This is a genomic window from Microcoleus sp. Z1_A1, assembly GCF_036700305.1.
Taxonomy (GTDB): Bacteria; Cyanobacteriota; Cyanobacteriia; order Cyanobacteriales; family Microcoleaceae; genus Microcoleus.
This window is the reverse complement of record NZ_JAUBOR010000079.1, coordinates 1-15,086: the sequence shown is the minus strand read 5'-3', so window position 1 is coordinate 15,086 and position 15,086 is coordinate 1. Positions and strand designations below refer to the sequence as shown.

The 15,086-nt window shown below is 45.6% G+C and carries 20 protein-coding genes and 1 tRNA gene; 10 read left to right on the top strand and 11 right to left on the bottom strand.

Going from position 1 to position 15,086, the window contains the following annotated elements; all coding sequences use genetic code 11:
• Positions 1-337: 337 nt before the first annotated feature.
• On the bottom strand, positions 338-1,609 hold the full coding sequence (locus QT973_RS26220) for an SPFH domain-containing protein (protein WP_333392516.1): 1,272 nt from the start codon (positions 1,607-1,609) through the stop codon (positions 338-340).
• Positions 1,610-1,771: 162 nt separating this feature from the next.
• Between QT973_RS26220 and QT973_RS26215 the strand changes: the two genes are divergently transcribed.
• Positions 1,772-2,125, top strand: a complete 354-nt coding sequence (locus tag QT973_RS26215) for a DUF433 domain-containing protein (protein ID WP_333052351.1) — start codon at positions 1,772-1,774, stop codon at positions 2,123-2,125.
• Between the two features lie 113 nt (positions 2,126-2,238).
• Positions 2,239-2,400 (top strand): hypothetical protein, encoded by a 162-nt coding sequence (locus tag QT973_RS26210; RefSeq protein WP_333052348.1) that lies wholly within the window; start codon positions 2,239-2,241, stop codon positions 2,398-2,400.
• Between the two features lie 13 nt (positions 2,401-2,413).
• On the opposite strand, the gene QT973_RS26205 is transcribed toward QT973_RS26210, so the two are convergent.
• From QT973_RS26205 to QT973_RS26180, 6 genes are all read right to left on the bottom strand, one after another.
• Positions 2,414-2,728, bottom strand: coding sequence for a DUF433 domain-containing protein (locus QT973_RS26205; RefSeq protein WP_106331699.1), 315 nt, complete (start codon positions 2,726-2,728; stop codon positions 2,414-2,416).
• Positions 2,729-2,878: 150 nt separating this feature from the next.
• Complete coding sequence (locus QT973_RS26200) at positions 2,879-3,214, bottom strand: XisI protein (RefSeq protein ID WP_333052345.1); 336 nt, start codon at positions 3,212-3,214, stop codon at positions 2,879-2,881.
• A 14-nt stretch (positions 3,215-3,228) separates the two neighbouring features.
• Positions 3,229-3,537, bottom strand: coding sequence for a type II toxin-antitoxin system RelE/ParE family toxin (locus QT973_RS26195; protein ID WP_242720111.1), 309 nt, complete (start codon positions 3,535-3,537; stop codon positions 3,229-3,231).
• Positions 3,534-3,764, bottom strand: coding sequence for an addiction module protein (locus QT973_RS26190; protein WP_333052341.1), 231 nt, complete (start codon positions 3,762-3,764; stop codon positions 3,534-3,536). Before QT973_RS26190 ends, QT973_RS26195 begins: the two co-directional genes overlap by 4 nt.
• A gap of 357 nt (positions 3,765-4,121) precedes the next feature.
• On the bottom strand, positions 4,122-5,534 hold the full coding sequence (gene rlmD, locus QT973_RS26185) for a 23S rRNA (uracil(1939)-C(5))-methyltransferase RlmD (RefSeq protein ID WP_333392514.1): 1,413 nt from the start codon (positions 5,532-5,534) through the stop codon (positions 4,122-4,124).
• Between the two features lie 141 nt (positions 5,535-5,675).
• Entirely contained in the window at positions 5,676-5,801 is a 126-nt protein-coding gene (locus QT973_RS26180; protein ID WP_333274661.1) for a hypothetical protein, read from the bottom strand.
• A 205-nt stretch (positions 5,802-6,006) separates the two neighbouring features.
• Between QT973_RS26180 and QT973_RS26175 the strand changes: the two genes are divergently transcribed.
• The 3 genes from QT973_RS26175 to QT973_RS26165 all read left to right on the top strand — a co-directional run bounded on the left by QT973_RS26175 (position 6,007) and on the right by QT973_RS26165 (position 7,608).
• Complete coding sequence (locus QT973_RS26175; RefSeq protein WP_293336342.1) at positions 6,007-6,492, top strand: allophycocyanin subunit alpha-B; 486 nt, start codon at positions 6,007-6,009, stop codon at positions 6,490-6,492.
• 250 nt (positions 6,493-6,742) lie between these two features.
• The gene (locus QT973_RS26170) at positions 6,743-7,114 is read left to right on the top strand and encodes a hypothetical protein (protein ID WP_333052333.1); all 372 of its coding nucleotides are present in this window, start codon (positions 6,743-6,745) and stop codon (positions 7,112-7,114) included.
• Between the two features lie 92 nt (positions 7,115-7,206).
• On the top strand, positions 7,207-7,608 hold the full coding sequence (locus QT973_RS26165) for a helix-turn-helix domain-containing protein (RefSeq protein ID WP_172192721.1): 402 nt from the start codon (positions 7,207-7,209) through the stop codon (positions 7,606-7,608).
• Between the two features lie 123 nt (positions 7,609-7,731).
• Here QT973_RS26165 and mazG read toward each other — a convergent pair whose 3' ends face one another.
• Both mazG and QT973_RS26155 read right to left on the bottom strand, forming a co-directional pair.
• Positions 7,732-8,559, bottom strand: coding sequence for a nucleoside triphosphate pyrophosphohydrolase (gene mazG / locus QT973_RS26160; RefSeq protein WP_333212442.1), 828 nt, complete (start codon positions 8,557-8,559; stop codon positions 7,732-7,734).
• A gap of 6 nt (positions 8,560-8,565) precedes the next feature.
• Positions 8,566-9,156, bottom strand: coding sequence for a metal-binding protein (locus QT973_RS26155; RefSeq protein WP_333052326.1), 591 nt, complete (start codon positions 9,154-9,156; stop codon positions 8,566-8,568).
• A gap of 72 nt (positions 9,157-9,228) precedes the next feature.
• Between QT973_RS26155 and QT973_RS26150 the strand changes: the two genes are divergently transcribed.
• From QT973_RS26150 to ygfZ, 3 genes are all read left to right on the top strand, one after another.
• Positions 9,229-9,300 (top strand) — tRNA-Val (locus QT973_RS26150).
• A gap of 192 nt (positions 9,301-9,492) precedes the next feature.
• Entirely contained in the window at positions 9,493-9,876 is a 384-nt protein-coding gene (locus QT973_RS26145) for a hypothetical protein (RefSeq protein WP_333052324.1), read from the top strand.
• A 98-nt stretch (positions 9,877-9,974) separates the two neighbouring features.
• Entirely contained in the window at positions 9,975-11,030 is a 1,056-nt protein-coding gene (gene ygfZ, locus QT973_RS26140) for a CAF17-like 4Fe-4S cluster assembly/insertion protein YgfZ (RefSeq protein ID WP_333212444.1), read from the top strand.
• Positions 11,031-11,218: 188 nt separating this feature from the next.
• On the opposite strand, the gene QT973_RS26135 is transcribed toward ygfZ, so the two are convergent.
• Both QT973_RS26135 and QT973_RS26130 read right to left on the bottom strand, forming a co-directional pair.
• The gene (locus QT973_RS26135) at positions 11,219-12,037 is read right to left on the bottom strand and encodes an FkbM family methyltransferase (RefSeq protein WP_333392512.1); all 819 of its coding nucleotides are present in this window, start codon (positions 12,035-12,037) and stop codon (positions 11,219-11,221) included.
• 552 nt (positions 12,038-12,589) lie between these two features.
• Positions 12,590-13,096 (bottom strand): hypothetical protein, encoded by a 507-nt coding sequence (locus QT973_RS26130; RefSeq protein ID WP_333212447.1) that lies wholly within the window; start codon positions 13,094-13,096, stop codon positions 12,590-12,592.
• A 137-nt stretch (positions 13,097-13,233) separates the two neighbouring features.
• Here QT973_RS26130 and QT973_RS26125 point away from each other — a divergent pair, with 137 nt between their 5' ends.
• On the top strand, positions 13,234-13,476 hold the full coding sequence (locus tag QT973_RS26125) for a hypothetical protein (protein ID WP_333052315.1): 243 nt from the start codon (positions 13,234-13,236) through the stop codon (positions 13,474-13,476).
• 310 nt (positions 13,477-13,786) lie between these two features.
• Positions 13,787-14,869, top strand: coding sequence for an ATP-dependent 6-phosphofructokinase (locus tag QT973_RS26120; RefSeq protein WP_333212449.1), 1,083 nt, complete (start codon positions 13,787-13,789; stop codon positions 14,867-14,869).
• Positions 14,870-15,086 lie beyond the last annotated feature (217 nt).

Sequence of the window (15,086 nt, the reverse complement as noted above, 5' to 3'; positions counted from 1 at the left end):
AGCCGTGTGCGGTGAAAGTCGCAAGCACGGTTTTGTAGGAGAGATGGTAGGGGACACTCTGCCATCGACTCTCTAACCGATCGCGCATAATACACAGGCCGGGGCGGGTTTTTGAGATTGTCGGTTTTTGGCAAATATTATTGGTGAACCCGCCCCTACAGCAATCATGGTAATCGACCGGACATGATATTAGTTGTATATCGTGATTAAAGCAAGTTACTCAAATTGGGATTTTTAACCGCAGATGTCAGCAGATAAACACAGATAAACACAGATAAACGCTGATGGGATTCATTTGTGTTTATCTGCTGTTTAAAAACATCTTCATCTCTCTCACTCACGAATTTTGAAATATCCATTTTTGGTCGCCGATCGCAATTTCGCAGCCATTTGGCAGCCAAAAAGGCTCGTTAGCAGCCAGCCTCTGCCCCCCTACAAAAGTGCCGTTGGAACTGCCGCTATCGACAAGCTGATACCGCTGTTTGCCAAGTTCGTCAGTGGCCCGGCGGATTTGAGCGTGATAGCGCGAACTTTGCGGATCTTGTAATACTAAAGTGTTGGTTGGTTCGCGTCCAATTGTAAAGGGATTGGCCGTTAGGGCGATCGCTTCTCCAGAAAGTTTGTAGATTAAATATGCGGTTGTTTTGCGATCGCTGCTTGCGAGTACCGTGGGTGCAAGTTGGGGAGGATTTCTCCCCGCAGGGAGGCTGTTTTGAGCAAGTTGTTCTGTCAGTTGTTGTAAATCGCGATCGAACCCTGCTGCTGTGTCGGAAGCTGGAAGACTCGCAGGAGAATTACCTGAAATTAAGTTTAACTGCTGTACGGGAGATTGAGGAACAATGGGCCGGCCTGCTTCGGCAATTCTCATTTGCAGGGCGGCGGCATTTTCTGCTTCCTGTCGGGCACTCATTCCCTCAACTTGGCGAATAACTCCGTTGGTTTCGGGAAAGCTGACATCGCCAATTCGCACGTCTTCTAAGTTAAAACCTAGAGTATAAAAATCTTGGACGCGATCGAGCAAATTTTGGCGCAGCAACAGCCGTCCTTGACTAATAAGCTGTTGTAGGGGTATTTGCCCGATCGCTAATCCCATACAATCCTTAACTGCACTTGCTAAAACAGCTAGAGGATCGGACAATTCCAAAGCTACTCGTTTCGGATCTATAACTTGATAAATAACAGTCAGAGTGGCATCAATTAAAAACCGATCCTTAGACAAAAAATCTCCGTGCGACTGTACATCCAAATTGCGGAGTTTGGTGTCTACGATGACAATTTGACACTGTTCCAGCAGGGGAAGGGCGAAGCTGAAATGCCGCCCGGATTTCAGGGTACGCACGGCGCGGCCGTTTTTGACCAACAAACCCGTGTAACCCGCCCCTATAAAGTCCATACTAAACCCGGCCCAGCGTTCTGGAGTCACGGTTTGAATCAGGGGAGAAGCGTTGTTCATGGGAGGGAGTTGAGGGAGGGGAGATTCTATTTTTAGGGTAACAAATTGCTGGGGGCGAGCGATCGGGCGGTGTGCCGGTTCCGCAACCTCTATTCTATACTTCTGGACTCCCCCCGATTCAGGCCGGACTGGATCTAGTTTGCATCTAGTTGGCACTGAGGGCGATCGAAATACTGTTCGTAGGGTGCGTCAGATCCGAAAAACTTGTTGAAATCGAAAGAATTAATGTCTAACGCACCCTACTATTTCCTGTAACTGTGACTATTTGTGCTAATATTAAAGAGCTTAAAAATTACCAATTAATAGCCTTTAACTATAATGTCTAAGGAATCCGTCATCACAGAACATATCGAAATTACGCCTGGGGTACTTGGCGGTAAGCCACGCATTGCTGGCCATCGAATTGCTGTAGCACACATCGCCGAAATGTATCTGAAAATGGGAATTTCTATAGAAGAAATTGCCGGCAAGTATGACTTACCACTTGCCTCAGTTCATGCTGCAATGACCTATTATTACGATCGTCGAGAAGAAATCGATCGTCACACTGCTGAAAGTCGAGCTATTGTGAAAGAATTAAAGCGTAATAGTTTACCATCTCCGTTACAAGAAAAATTGAGGGCAATTAGAGGTGAGTCAGCAAATTCGTTTTCATTTAGACGAACATATTGACTCTAATATTGCGCGCGGTTTACGTCGTTACGGGATCAGCATCCGACCGTTTACGCTGGGAGCAAGCCAAAATTAGCAGATGTCGCAAATTCAGAACTCACTATATATTATTCATGTTATTTACCACATTATTCTATTTCTTGCTTTACAACGAGCCTGATGAAGTAGAGGTAGCAAATGCGATCGCCCTTTCATTCCCAAAAAGCGATCGCCCTAAAAAGGAATGTACTCAACAGCATTCATCCATTCATCGGATTCTGATGCTAAAGCAATGAGTTCCAATGCCACTTACAACAACCCCTTAGCTCGCATTCTCACGAAAAATGGTGAAGGCGAAAGCAGAGATTTTTCCTGTTGTACCTGCTCCCATTCCGTCCGAATCTCCTGCTCAATTTCAGCTTGAAAGTCAAAGTAATAAGCCATTGCTGCATGAGCCTCCGACTGCATCAAATAAGGATGCTGGCGGCACATTTCTTCCACTGACCAACCGTAAGCTAGATAATCCATCACAATCTGAGCAACCCGCACGCGGGGTATCCGCTGCAACCGTGCGGGTTGACCCGCTACTTTCTCGATATGAGGATAAATTAAAGCTGATGTCATTGCTTTTTGGATCTATCTCTACAGGAGCTTAGCATAAATAGTATTATAACAGTCAACAAAAATGAAAATAATTAAACAAAGCGATCGCCCTTTCATTCCCTAAAAGCGATCGCCCTTGTGACAAGACATTATAAGTGCGATCGCCACAGCCTAAGCGACACCATAGCTCGTAAACTGCCTTGCATAGGGAGGCTGAAGCCCCAAAACAATATCCTCCCGCGCCACACCCATCAGCACTAACTCCTCAGCAATCAGTTCATCGGTTTGATTGCGTTGAATCCAGACTTTCCCATCTCTAATATCTAAGTGGATCGGGCAACTATAAATCCGATTGTGACCGTCCCAACCTAAATCTACTATCTGATAATGGTCATGTTCGGTGTCAAACAATACCTGGATTTCACTGTCGCCATTGATAGGTTTAGTCTTGCTATATTCCATCAGGAAAGTGCGAACAATTTGCCGATATTTAGCTAATCGATCCATTCCACAATCACCTCTTAATCTGGTGGTTTCTCTGTAACTCGCTCTTTCCAGTATCCTGGTTCTCGATTGCAGTGCATTACTGCCACAATTAAAATAAAATCATCCTCTATGGTGTAGAGAATTCCATAAGGAAACTTTCGCGTTAGGCAACGGCGAATATCTTCATCAACTATCGGCGAACGAGTTGGAGATTCGACAAGACGGAAGATAGCATCTTCAACGGCATTAATAAAAGCTTGCGCTAATTCAACTCGACGCTCTGTATAAAATTGGACAGCTTGAGCATATTCAGTTAATGCTGCCGGGTGAAAAACGTACCTCATTGTGCTATAATCTGCCTAATCTGAGCTAACGCTTCTTCTCCTGGAATTGGCTCAACCATACCGCTTCGGATTTCGTCGCGACGCTGCTTAGCTTCCACAGTCCACAACTTTTGAACTGTTCCGTCTATATCAAATTCAAGACTCTCAACTAGCATCTCTGCTAACTGCGCTCTCAACGCATTTGGCAAAGATAAAGCTTCTTTCATCAGTTGCTCAATTGATAGCATAATGGTATCCAAACTAAAATCGCTAAGTAGTTAAGTTGAAAAGGAAGCAAATTGTACAATTTTGTTTGATTATAGCCTAAGTCGGGGCGGGTTTACTAGGTTATTGGTATGAGGCAGTTATGGTGGGTAAAACCCGCCCCTACGCGATCGCCAATTATTCGATCGCGAATCAACCTTTTATATCGTGCCTGTTAGCTTCGGTTGAAAAGTGTTTTTGATGCTGTAGGGGCGGGTTCACCAACAATAATTGCCTGTAATCGACAATCTCATAAACCCGCCCCCACCCAATGATAAATCGCAATCTACCTCTTTCTTGATACAAGATGAACATACATAAATGCCATCATGTCCACCTACCTACCTCACCAAAAACGCCGCACACTCAACATGAGAAGTCTGAGGAAAGAAATCCGCCGGCTGCACTCGCGCTAACTTATAATCCCCATTTTCGCACAAAATCTTCAGGTCGCGAGCCAAAGTAGCAGGCTTGCAGCTAACATAAACAATGCGATTTGGTTTGATTTCCTTGATAGCTTCCAAAACCGCGCGATCGCACCCTTTCCTCGGCGGATCTAGCAGCACAATATCCGGTGTCAATCCCAAGGATGGCAGCAAACTCTCTACAGTTCCCACCTGAAACTCGACATTTCTCACGTCATTTAACTCAGCATTTAATTTGGCTTGTTCGATCGCCGCCGGTTGCACTTCTAAACCTATCGCTATTTTTACTTGTTTTGCCAGGGGTAAAGTAAAAGTACCAATTCCGCAGTAAGCGTCAACCAAAACCTCATTTCCCTGCAAATTCAATTCCCCTACAATCGCCTCTAACAACGCTTCAGCCGCCTCTGTATTTACCTGAAAAAAAGTATCTGCTCTTAGCTGAAAATTCATCCCAGCAAAGCTTTCTCGCAGATAAGAACGACCCGCAATGCAGCGAGTTTCAGTTCCAAAAATCACATTAGTTTGAGCGGGATTTATATTCAAACAAACCCCTGCCAGTTGAGGATATTGTTTCAGCCACTCAGATGCTTGCTCTTCGATTCCCGGCAAGTCTCCAGTGCGAACTATTAAAGTTAGCAGCATCTCGCCGGTGCGCCGTCCAATCCGCAAGGACAAATGACGCAATTCTCCTGTATGTTTCTTTTCGTCGTAGACTTGCCAATCCCGCCAGTGGATGTCTTCTTTGACTTCTTTTAACAAAGGATTGAGGCGCGGATCTTGCACCGGACACTGATTGAGATTGACTAATTTGTGGGTGCTTTTTTGATAGTAACCTGCTTGGACTTGACCTGTTGCCGATATTGCCACCGGATAAGTCGCTTTGTTGCGGTATCCCAAAAATTGGGGAAATCCCTCGATTTTTCCCGTTAAAATTTCATCGACTTGCAGATTGCTAAATCCGCCAATCCTTTCCAAGGCTTGAATGATTTGATTTTGCTTGGCTGCAAGCTGATATTGATAGTCTACGTGCTGCCACTGACAGCCGCCACACTTGTCGGCGACAATGCAGTTAGCTCGGATGCGGTGTTCGGATGTTTCGAGAAGTGTGTCCAGCTTGCCTGTAGCATAGGTGGATTTGACTTGCACGAGGCGGACAAGGACTCGATCGCCCGTCACGGTATCGGGCACAAACACTACTAACTCACCAAAACGACCAACTCCGTCGCCGGTGTCTGTCAAGTCGGTAATCTCTATCTCAATCAGTTGACCTTGCTGGCAAGGGTTTGCCAATTTCGTCGAGTTTGGGGTGGGGAATTTAGATTTGGTCACAAGTAGTCGTGGTAGGATTTAATATGGTAATGCAATATCGCTCTCTCTTTCCTGAGATAAGTCGTAGCGAAGAAGCGGGGCGTAAGCCGTCGCACTCAAGCTCAATTGCAGGCTGTCTTCCTGCTGCTGAACGTCTTGCTGCTAAAGCCAAGCTTCAACCGGGGAGTCGAGCTTGCCGCGAGTTGCCTCGATCCCGTCGGTGCGATATGCTGTTGGGGCGATGTAGCAAAAACTCGTTAAACAGTCCAACTGTCTGCTGACATCCAAACTCTCACTCGCAATTTTTGAGTTTTTCCCGCAGTACCCTGGAACACAAGGAAACTGGCTTGAACATCAAGCATAACGCTTGGGGAGATTTACCCTCTACTTCTAGGATTGATAAATGTTAGGAGCAAGGCAAGTCTGCGAACCAAGAATCCCGTCGCTAAAAGATGGGAATGTTTATTAATGTTATCCTCAAATTTGAATAACAATGAGCGTAGTTAGCCAATTTATTCTCCAAGCCGACGACGAACTTCGTTATCCCAGTACCGGCGAACTCCAAAGTATCAATGATTTCTTTAAAACCGGAGAACAGCGGGTGCGTATTGCTACTGCGCTGTCTGACAGTGAGAAGAAAATTGTTGAAGAAGCTAGTAAAAAACTCTGGAAAAAACGACCTGATTTTATCTCTCCTGGGGGCAATGCTTACGGCCAACGCGAACGGGCTTTGTGTCTGCGCGACTACGGCTGGTACTTGCGCCTGATTACCTACGGTATCTTGGCGGGTGACAAGGAGCCGATCGAAAGCATCGGTTTGATTGGCGTTCGGGAAATGTATAATTCTCTGGGCGTTCCTGTTCCTGGCATGGTCGAAGCTATCCGCTGTTTGAAGGAAGCTTCTTTGGCTTTGCTCAATCAGGATGATGCTAAGGAAGCAGCTCCTTATTTTGATTATATTGCTCAGGCAATGTCTTAATTGCTTTGGCGATCGCTTTCATGAATGTGGCGGAGCATTCGCGGGTGATTTTTGGGGTGATTCGATCTCGCAATTGCTCGCAAATGTTTCGCTTCTGTTTTGGGCAAGGAAATCTGCCTAATTTCTGCTAGGAAGCAATGCAGTTTGAGCTTTCCCAGATTTCGAGAATGTCTTGTCTTTCAATGCACATTTGATTTAAAAAGTCAAGTGTTTTTGGGAGACATTGTTTTTTGAATTTCCGGCTGTCGTAGTGAATAGATGTTTTGAGCTGCGAGAGTTCTCCAAGAGTGGGGCAGGTTTGGATGTGATGGGCGATCGCATTTTGCCATTCTTCCAGCTTCCGGTAGCTGAGAAATTGTCCGCCTCTGTCCCGCCGGTGCACGAAAACCACGAAAGCCCAGGATTCGACTCGCTTAATTTGATTTTGGCTGATTTTGAGCAGTTGGGCGATGGCTACGCCCCGGCTTACGCCTACGACCTGACGGTGATGCGGAGCTTTTTCGAGGGTTGGATGCGGCGAAACAGTGGTGTCATGGCTGTATACTCAGGGGTTGAGAGGCAAGTTCGGTTTAGAGTCAATTACATATTACTATATCAGACTCTTATTGCACAAGTGCAATGAAATTAATTTAAACTTCTTCAGCTCAGATGTTGCTCGTGCAACCCTCAATCATTGATGCTGTGCTAGTTTGAGAGTTAACGTAGGTGGGAAAAATGTCAGGACTCTCTAACAAAGCTGTGGTAGACAAAGAGCAGGAATTGCGTCCCGTTCGCTTCACTGAAACGGGGCGGATGCGTTTGGGGAAGATTTTAAAAGCAGCAAGACAGACAACAGGCTGGTCTGTCAGCGAAACAGAGTTCAAAACCAAGGGATATGAAGAGGCGCTGTTCACAGCTACAAATCAACCCGTACCCAAAGATGTGGGTATCAGTGCCGCAACAGTCAACCGTTACGAACGTGGGAAGCTGGATAATTTGGATTGGCGATCGCTCTCTCTGTTATGCTTTGTCCTCAAGCCGATCGATCCGGTGACTGGGGAAGCCCTGGAACCGACAAATGCGCTTTACATCGCGTGCGAACATCCGCCGTACAATGACGCGAAGCTCTACGAGTAGTTGATTTTTGATGTCTGATTAAAGAAAATTAGTTAGATTGGGAGTTTTTAACCGCAGAGGGCGCAGAGGGCGCAGAGTTAGAGAAGAGAGAGATTAATCATTCTGATACCCACGGATTTGATATTACGCATCGCCCTTTTGTTTAGCAATTAAAGCTTTAGCTTGCTGCCACAGAGATTCTAACTCTTCTGGGGCATAATCTGACAAAGGTCGATCGCACGCAGCCTCTACCTTCGCAAACCGCTGCACGAAACGATCGTTTGTTCCTTGCAAAGCAGCCGACGGATCTAAATCGTACCAGCGAGCTAATTGAATCAACACAAACATAATATCTCCCAATTCTGACTGCTGCGCTGCCTGATCCTCGTGTTTGAGAGCGTGCTCAAATTCTGCCATTTCTTCGTGAAATTTATCCCAAACGCCGTCTACACTGTCCCAATCAAAACTCACTTCCGCAGCTTTTTGGGAGATTTTCATCCCGGCGGCTATTGGCGGCAAAGTGCTGGCATAACGGCTCATTTTCGAGGCTAAAGTTGGCGGCTTTTCCGATGTTGTGCCTTTTTCTGCTGCTTTGATTTTTTCCCAGTTTTCGTTGACTTCATCGACGCTGTTGATTTCGACATCGCCAAAGACGTGGGGATGTCGCCGAATTAGTTTTTCTGTAATGCCCGCAGCTATTTCGGCGAAGGTAAACTGATTGGATTCGCTGGCAATTTGAGCTTGCAGAATTACCTGTAACAGTAAGTCGCCCAATTCTTCGACGATCGCATCTTTATCTCCTTTGCGAATCGCATCGGCGGTTTCATAAGCTTCTTCGATTATGTGAGGAATTAGAGTTTGGGGAGTTTGAGCTAAATCCCAAGGACATCCGCCGTCGGGCGATCGCAATTTAGCTACAACTTCTATAAGTTCTTCGAGTGCTGTGAGCGATCGATTGTGGGAATTAGACATCGGAATTTACCTTTTAGATTTGCTGGAAGTGCGGCGGGTAGGTTGGCGTTTGCGCCTCTTAATTGTCCCAGGAGGCCGCAACCCGCTCAATCCTTTCTTTTTTAATCTTTTGTAAGCCGAGCCGCCCCAATCGCTCAGATAGTGGCTCATAGCGCCCAATTCTAGACCGATGTAAACGGCTAAAATTTCGATGTGGTGTTCCCAGATCGATCGCCCGTAACTCAAAACCACATCCTGCCAATTCCAGCCGAAGTTTCCGACTTTTTCGGCAATTGCCAATCCCAACACTCCGAGAACCGCGATCCAGATAGCGAGGTACAGGATTCGCAAAGCAGTGCCGATCAGAGGGCCGTGGGACAAAAAAGAGCGGTGGCGCAGGCTTTTTTGGTACGGGAGCCAAATTGGTTTGAACCATCCCCAGCGCTGATACTGGCAGGAGTAGATATCCAAGTCGGGGCCAAACATCAGCCCGCCGAATAAGAAACTGCCGGAAACGAGCAAAGTCAGGTTGCTGCTGCTCGTCTGGCCAAAGGTGAGGGCTGCCACCAAGGGCAAACTCCACATGGTTATTTGATCGTGGGTGCGGCCAGAGGGCATTTAAAGTTTAGGATTTTTTTTACTTGATCTTTCTGAGTTACTGTGATATGATAAATCCTTGTGAGTGCAATTGGGTGATTAGCTCAGTGGTAGAGCGCCTGCTTTACACGCAGGATGCCGTAGGTTCAAATCCTACATTACCCATCCGATAACTCAATATCAAAAGTTTCAGCCGTTTTTAGCCGTCAAGCCGAGAACGGCTGTTGCTGTTGCTCTTGGGGGTTGACTGTTGAATTGGGTGACAACTAAATTTAACATTCTGGGGCGGATGTCTCAAAAGTTGGCACCCAATGCTAGAAAATTAATTTATTGATTTTCTTTTTTAGAACCTTGTATATGAAGCCTAAAATAACTAGCCCGATCGCGTGGCAGCAAGCTGAACTGCTCATGCAGCCAGCGATGATCCGAGTGATCGACAACATCCGCAAACAATTAGAGGAGTCAGTTTGGACGGGTACTTATCAAGAAGTCCAGATTCCCATTCCTGGCTATCAACTACTTTTAGAGCTTCAAGGCGAGCAAAGATGTGTCGATATTTGGGAACTTTGCTATCGAGTCTGCTTTGTCAACTACCAGCCCGCCCACAGTCAAATCCAAAGCCAAGAAGTTGTAATTGATACTAGCTTGATTGATGGTGAGACTGGCGATGTAGATTGGAATCGTCTTGATGCTAAAGCCAGCCAATTAATCCAAGAAATATTCGCTAATTTGGACAAATAGTCAGTTGTCAGTTGTCAGTTGACAGGAAAGTAGTAGTTAATAGTCAACAGTCAACAGTCATCAGTTATCAGTCAACAGTTAACAGTCAACAAAATCTTATGATTCAGCAATTGCACGACATTCAAGCAGCCACCGGTGCTACTTTTGCAGAGTTAACAACCAAAGAAATTGTCCCAGTCAGTTTTGGTAACGACGCAGAAGCGATCGCAGCAACGAAACAAGGTGTAGCTTTGTACGATCGCACTCACTGGGGACGCATTCAAATCTCAGACAGCGATCGCCTGCGCTTCTTGCACAATCAAAGTACCAATAACTTCAATATACTCAAACCCGGTCAAGGTTGTGACACAGTTTTCGTCACATCCACCGCCCGGACGATCGACCTCGCCACCGCTTACGCTACAGAAGATGCCGTACTGCTGTTAGTTTCGCCCAACCGCCGCCGCCAACTACTGGAATTGCTCGATCGCTATATTTTCCCAATGGATCGAGTCGAGTTAACAGATTTAACCGATACAACAGTTGCTTTCAGTTTCTTCGGCCCGGAAAGCACTCAACTACTAGAAAAAATCGGAGTTACCGAACTCGAAAATCAACCTTACGCTACTCACAAATTGATAAAAACCCCCCCTTACCAAGGGGGGGTTCGAGTGGCTGTGGGTAGCGGTTTAGCAACTCCCGGATACACGTTAATTGCCCAAGCTTGCGATGCCGCCAACTTGTGGCAGGAATTAGTCAAAGCTGGGGCCGTACCGATGGGCGATCGAGTTTGGGAACAACTGCGAATCCAACAAGGACGCCCCGCACCCGATTTTGAACTCACAGACGATTACAACCCCTTAGAAGCCCGCCTTTTACACACGATTACCTATGACAAAGGTTGCTACATCGGTCAAGAAACAATTGCCCGGTTGAACACCTACAAAGGAGTCAAACAAGAACTTTGGGGCGTGCAGTTGAGCGGTGCGGTTGAACCCGGAACAGCAGTCACAATCGGAGAGGAAAAAGTCGGCAAACTCACCAGTTTTACGGAAACTGAATCTGGCTTTTTTGGTCTGGCTTACATCCGCACAAAAGCGGGGGGCGAAGGGCTGAAAGTGCAGGTAGGAGAAATGACCGGGGAAGTAGTAAACCTGCCTTTTTTAAGTTTGTAAGCTTGGGTTTGTAGTGAGGACTTTATTCCTCATAGATTGAATTCCTCACTACGAACCTATAGGGGGTATTCTACTGGACATCATAAGCTAGATCAGTATTTAAATTGCAGGTCAACAAATAATCAAACTCTTGTGGGACGTTGCTCCGACGCTGCCCCAAGTATGCAGTTTAAATGCACAATAGCTGATTAAATTATGACATAATCTTCGCCCAAAATAGCTTGATTGACCTGCGGTTCCGGCTCTACTGGGTCGCTGTAATGAGTGTCAATGTGTTTGATGAAACTTTCCCGATAAGCTTTGAGATGCGAGTTAAGTGCTTCGAGATCCTGCTCTCCTGTCGCGAAACCTTTCTCTCTTCTAAATTGACCCGATTCTTTAACAAAAGCCATATCAACTTGCCACAACGCCTTATCAATCGGGCGATAGGACAAATCAACAATATCATAAGCTGCGAATCCTTGGGAGTTCATAAAACTCATTACATCATACATCTGACCGAACAATGTAACTTCTACAATTACATATTCAGTTTGCTGCAAAATCTCAGTTGCTCCTGCTAAAACATCTAATTCCTGTCCGTCTACATCAACTTTAATTAAATACGGGCCTGGCAAGTTTCTTTCCCTGCATATTCCATCCAAGGTAATGGCTGGTATGTTTCTCACATAAGGATTGCTGCTGTCAGTAACGAGATTTTCAGAAAGTGAAGAATGCACCATACCGGGACTGACGTTGAGGGTGAAAACTCCCGATTCTTTGGTAGCTGCTGCAATAATGTATTCTGCACTTTTGAGTTTGCGGCAAATTTTGGCCAGATAAGGTTCATTTTCGGCGATTGGCTCAATTAGCAAATGTCGCGCATCGGGGAAAGTTTCGTAAAGATTAAAAGTTCCCAAGGCGGCACCGACATCAATCACAGTTCTTGGTTGAAAACCTAAGTCTTTAGCCAGCAGCAAGCTGCCTGACATCGAGTTTCTGAGAATTCCTGTTTGTTGTTGGTTCACAATTTTTTCCAGATTTCAATGTGGATAAAGTTAATACAGCACTTTCCAGGTAAGTGAAGTACAGAGAAACCGGGTTTCTTGAATAAAACCGGTTTTTGGCGAGAAATCCAGAAGAAACCCGGTTTCTGGGGTGTACTTTATAAACCTGGAATCCGCTGTAGTATGTCTTGCAGCCGAGTTATTGTATGTCCGAATATTGTATGTTTGAATAAAGAAACGAAGCAATCGCCGAGGTTTGCTATTTCTTCGTTTCGGATCGTAATGACAGAAATAGGTTTTAACTCAGATGTTGCACCATTGTCAATCAGCTTTTTAGGAACAGGCTTTTCGGCCTGTTCCACAATATATATATAGCAATCCTTGCAGGAGTAAAAAGATGTAGGGGTAGTGCTAAGACTGCCTACCCTGCCTCATGGGGCAACCACGGGGGGTTTGCCCCTACAATAATTACACAAATGATTTGGGATTGCTATAGTAAATTTTCTTGTGGAACAAGCTGGACGGCCTGTTCTTGAGAATGGTGCAAGATGTGAGTTTCCATGTAACCTGCTACTATTTCGCGGATTTGTGCGCCTTGTTTTCCGGTTCGACAGATTGCAAAGCTTCGTCGAGAATTGCACGGGCTGACTCGGCTTTACTCCTAGCATCTCGATAGCGAACGTTAGCTTGAGCGAAGTTTTTGAGAACCTTGAAACCGTCTTTGAGGCTGGCGATTTCTTCGGCAGTCACAGCCTCATCTGTAAACAAAATGTCGATCGCAGCCCGGATTTTTAGTGCTTCTTCGCGGGATTCCATCACTTTCAATTTGAGACTTGCCAAATTGCTCAAAATCTGGACGGCTTCAGTAATCGCATCCTCGCCGTCAGACGCAGCATCTTCGATATCCTTAACTTCAACAAACTGTTTGGGCCCAAATCCCTCCATGAGTTCCGTAGGCAGCTTGCCCTCATCCATGAGATCCATCAGCCGATCCATCGCTTCTTCACGGGCTTTGGCTGAATCTTTCCCCTTGACAGTTAAAATAATTTCGGGGCTTTGAGGAAGTGTATAGCGAACCATATTTTGACAGCCTGTGCGCGAAAACAATTGAATGATATTTTATCTTTATTCGATCGCCAGTTGCAGCTATCAATCCGCTCGACTACCAACCGCTTGCCAAAACTTGACACATATACACTCAAAAGGAACCCTCGACAATGAAAGATAAATTTCTTAACTTTCTCAACTTGATTTTAGTAGCTGATGTGTTTTTCGTCTTTGCCATTTTTGGGTGGTTTGTGATCGCAGTAGCGGGTCGATCGACCGGGGTGAATCTCGGTTTTGATTTGTGGTACAGTCTCTGGCAGCCCGTATTTAATCCCGCCCTGGGAATTCTTATGGGTGGTGCTATTCTCAGCGGTATAATTAACCAAGTTTCTAAACGCCTCAATCCCAAGTAAAATTGATGTTTTGTTGGAGACGGTGATTGGCGATGCTACTTAGTTGGCGATCGAACTTGTGGAATGCTTCAGAGATGAGGCACTCAATTAGGTCGATGAAGCTTGAAAATACATAAGTAGTCAAAAACGAGTGAAACGCTCCCCAAAGGAGCGATATCTTATCAAAGCAATCACAAAAGTTATGATAGCTTTACATTCTGTTACAGAGTAAAGTTTATTTTCGCCTACCTATTTACGTCAAAAATCAGGATTGGACGATCGGGATCTAAAAATATCAACTCATGTTCTGATGAACAAAAGTCGGGCAATTATGGGAGAACAAAAATGTATCGGTATCCTCACCAGCGGAGGTGACTGTGCAGGCTTAAATGCAGTTATTCGAGCCGTTGTCTACCGCGCAACGGGAACTTACAATTGGAAAGTGATGGGGATTCGTCAAGCCACCAACGGATTGATGAGTCGTCCCCCTGCAGCAATTCCCTTGGATATTGAGAAAGTAGACTCGTGGCTCACCATTGGCGGTACGATGCTAGGCACGACAAATAAGGGCGATCCTTTTGCTTTCCCCATGCCGGATGGGACTCTACGCGATCGTTCTGACGACATTATCGAAGGCTATCATCAATTAGGTTTGGATGCTTTAATTGGGATTGGTGGCGACGGTAGTCTTGCCATTCTCAGGAAGATTGCTCAACAAGGTAATTTGAATTTAGTTGCGATTCCTAAAACTATTGATAATGATGTTGGAATTACCGAGCGTTCTATCGGTTTTGATACTGCGGTAAATATTGCCACTGAAGCACTCGATCGCTTGCATTTTACTGCCGCAAGTCACAGTCGCGTCATGATTGTCGAAGTCATGGGACGCGACGCTGGACATATTGCGATCAGTGCCGGAATTTCTGGAGGAGCTGATATAATTTTGATTCCAGAAATCCCTTACACAATTTCCAAAATCTGTGCCCAAATCCAAGAACGCCAAGACCGGGGAAAAAACTACTGTTTAATTATAGTAGCGGAGGCAGTTCGCACTGAAGAAGGCGAGTTAGTAATGCAAACAAATCGCTTAGGTCAAAGTCGATTAGGCGGAATTGGTCAGTATTTAGCTGATACAATTTCTGACTGCAGCGGTGCAGAAACTCGCGTCACTGTTTTGGGGCATATTCAACGCGGAGGAACTCCTTCATCGCTAGAAAGGTTAATTGCTTCTGCTTTTGGCGTCGCAGCAGTTGATTTAATTGCCGAAGAGAAATACGACTGCATGGTATCTTGGCAAAAGCGGGAAGTTGTGAGGGTTCCTCTGGAAGATGCGATCGCCAAATACAGACCTGTAGACTTCGATGGTACTCTGGTTAAAACGGCCCGCGGTTTAGGGATTTGTCTAGGGGACTAAACAATTACCCCTCCGATTTCTCAAAGATTTAGTCGGGGACGCACTCAGAACCAAGAAACCGGCTTTTTTAACCGAGACTGAGGGTTTTAAGCTAGTGTATGGTCGTAAAAAAACCAAGGTGATGACCAAGAATTTCAAAGGTGGTATCCGCCACGTGATTTATCCGTGGAATCAATCCAAAATCGAAAATCGAAAATCCTCAAGCCCCCGCATTTAT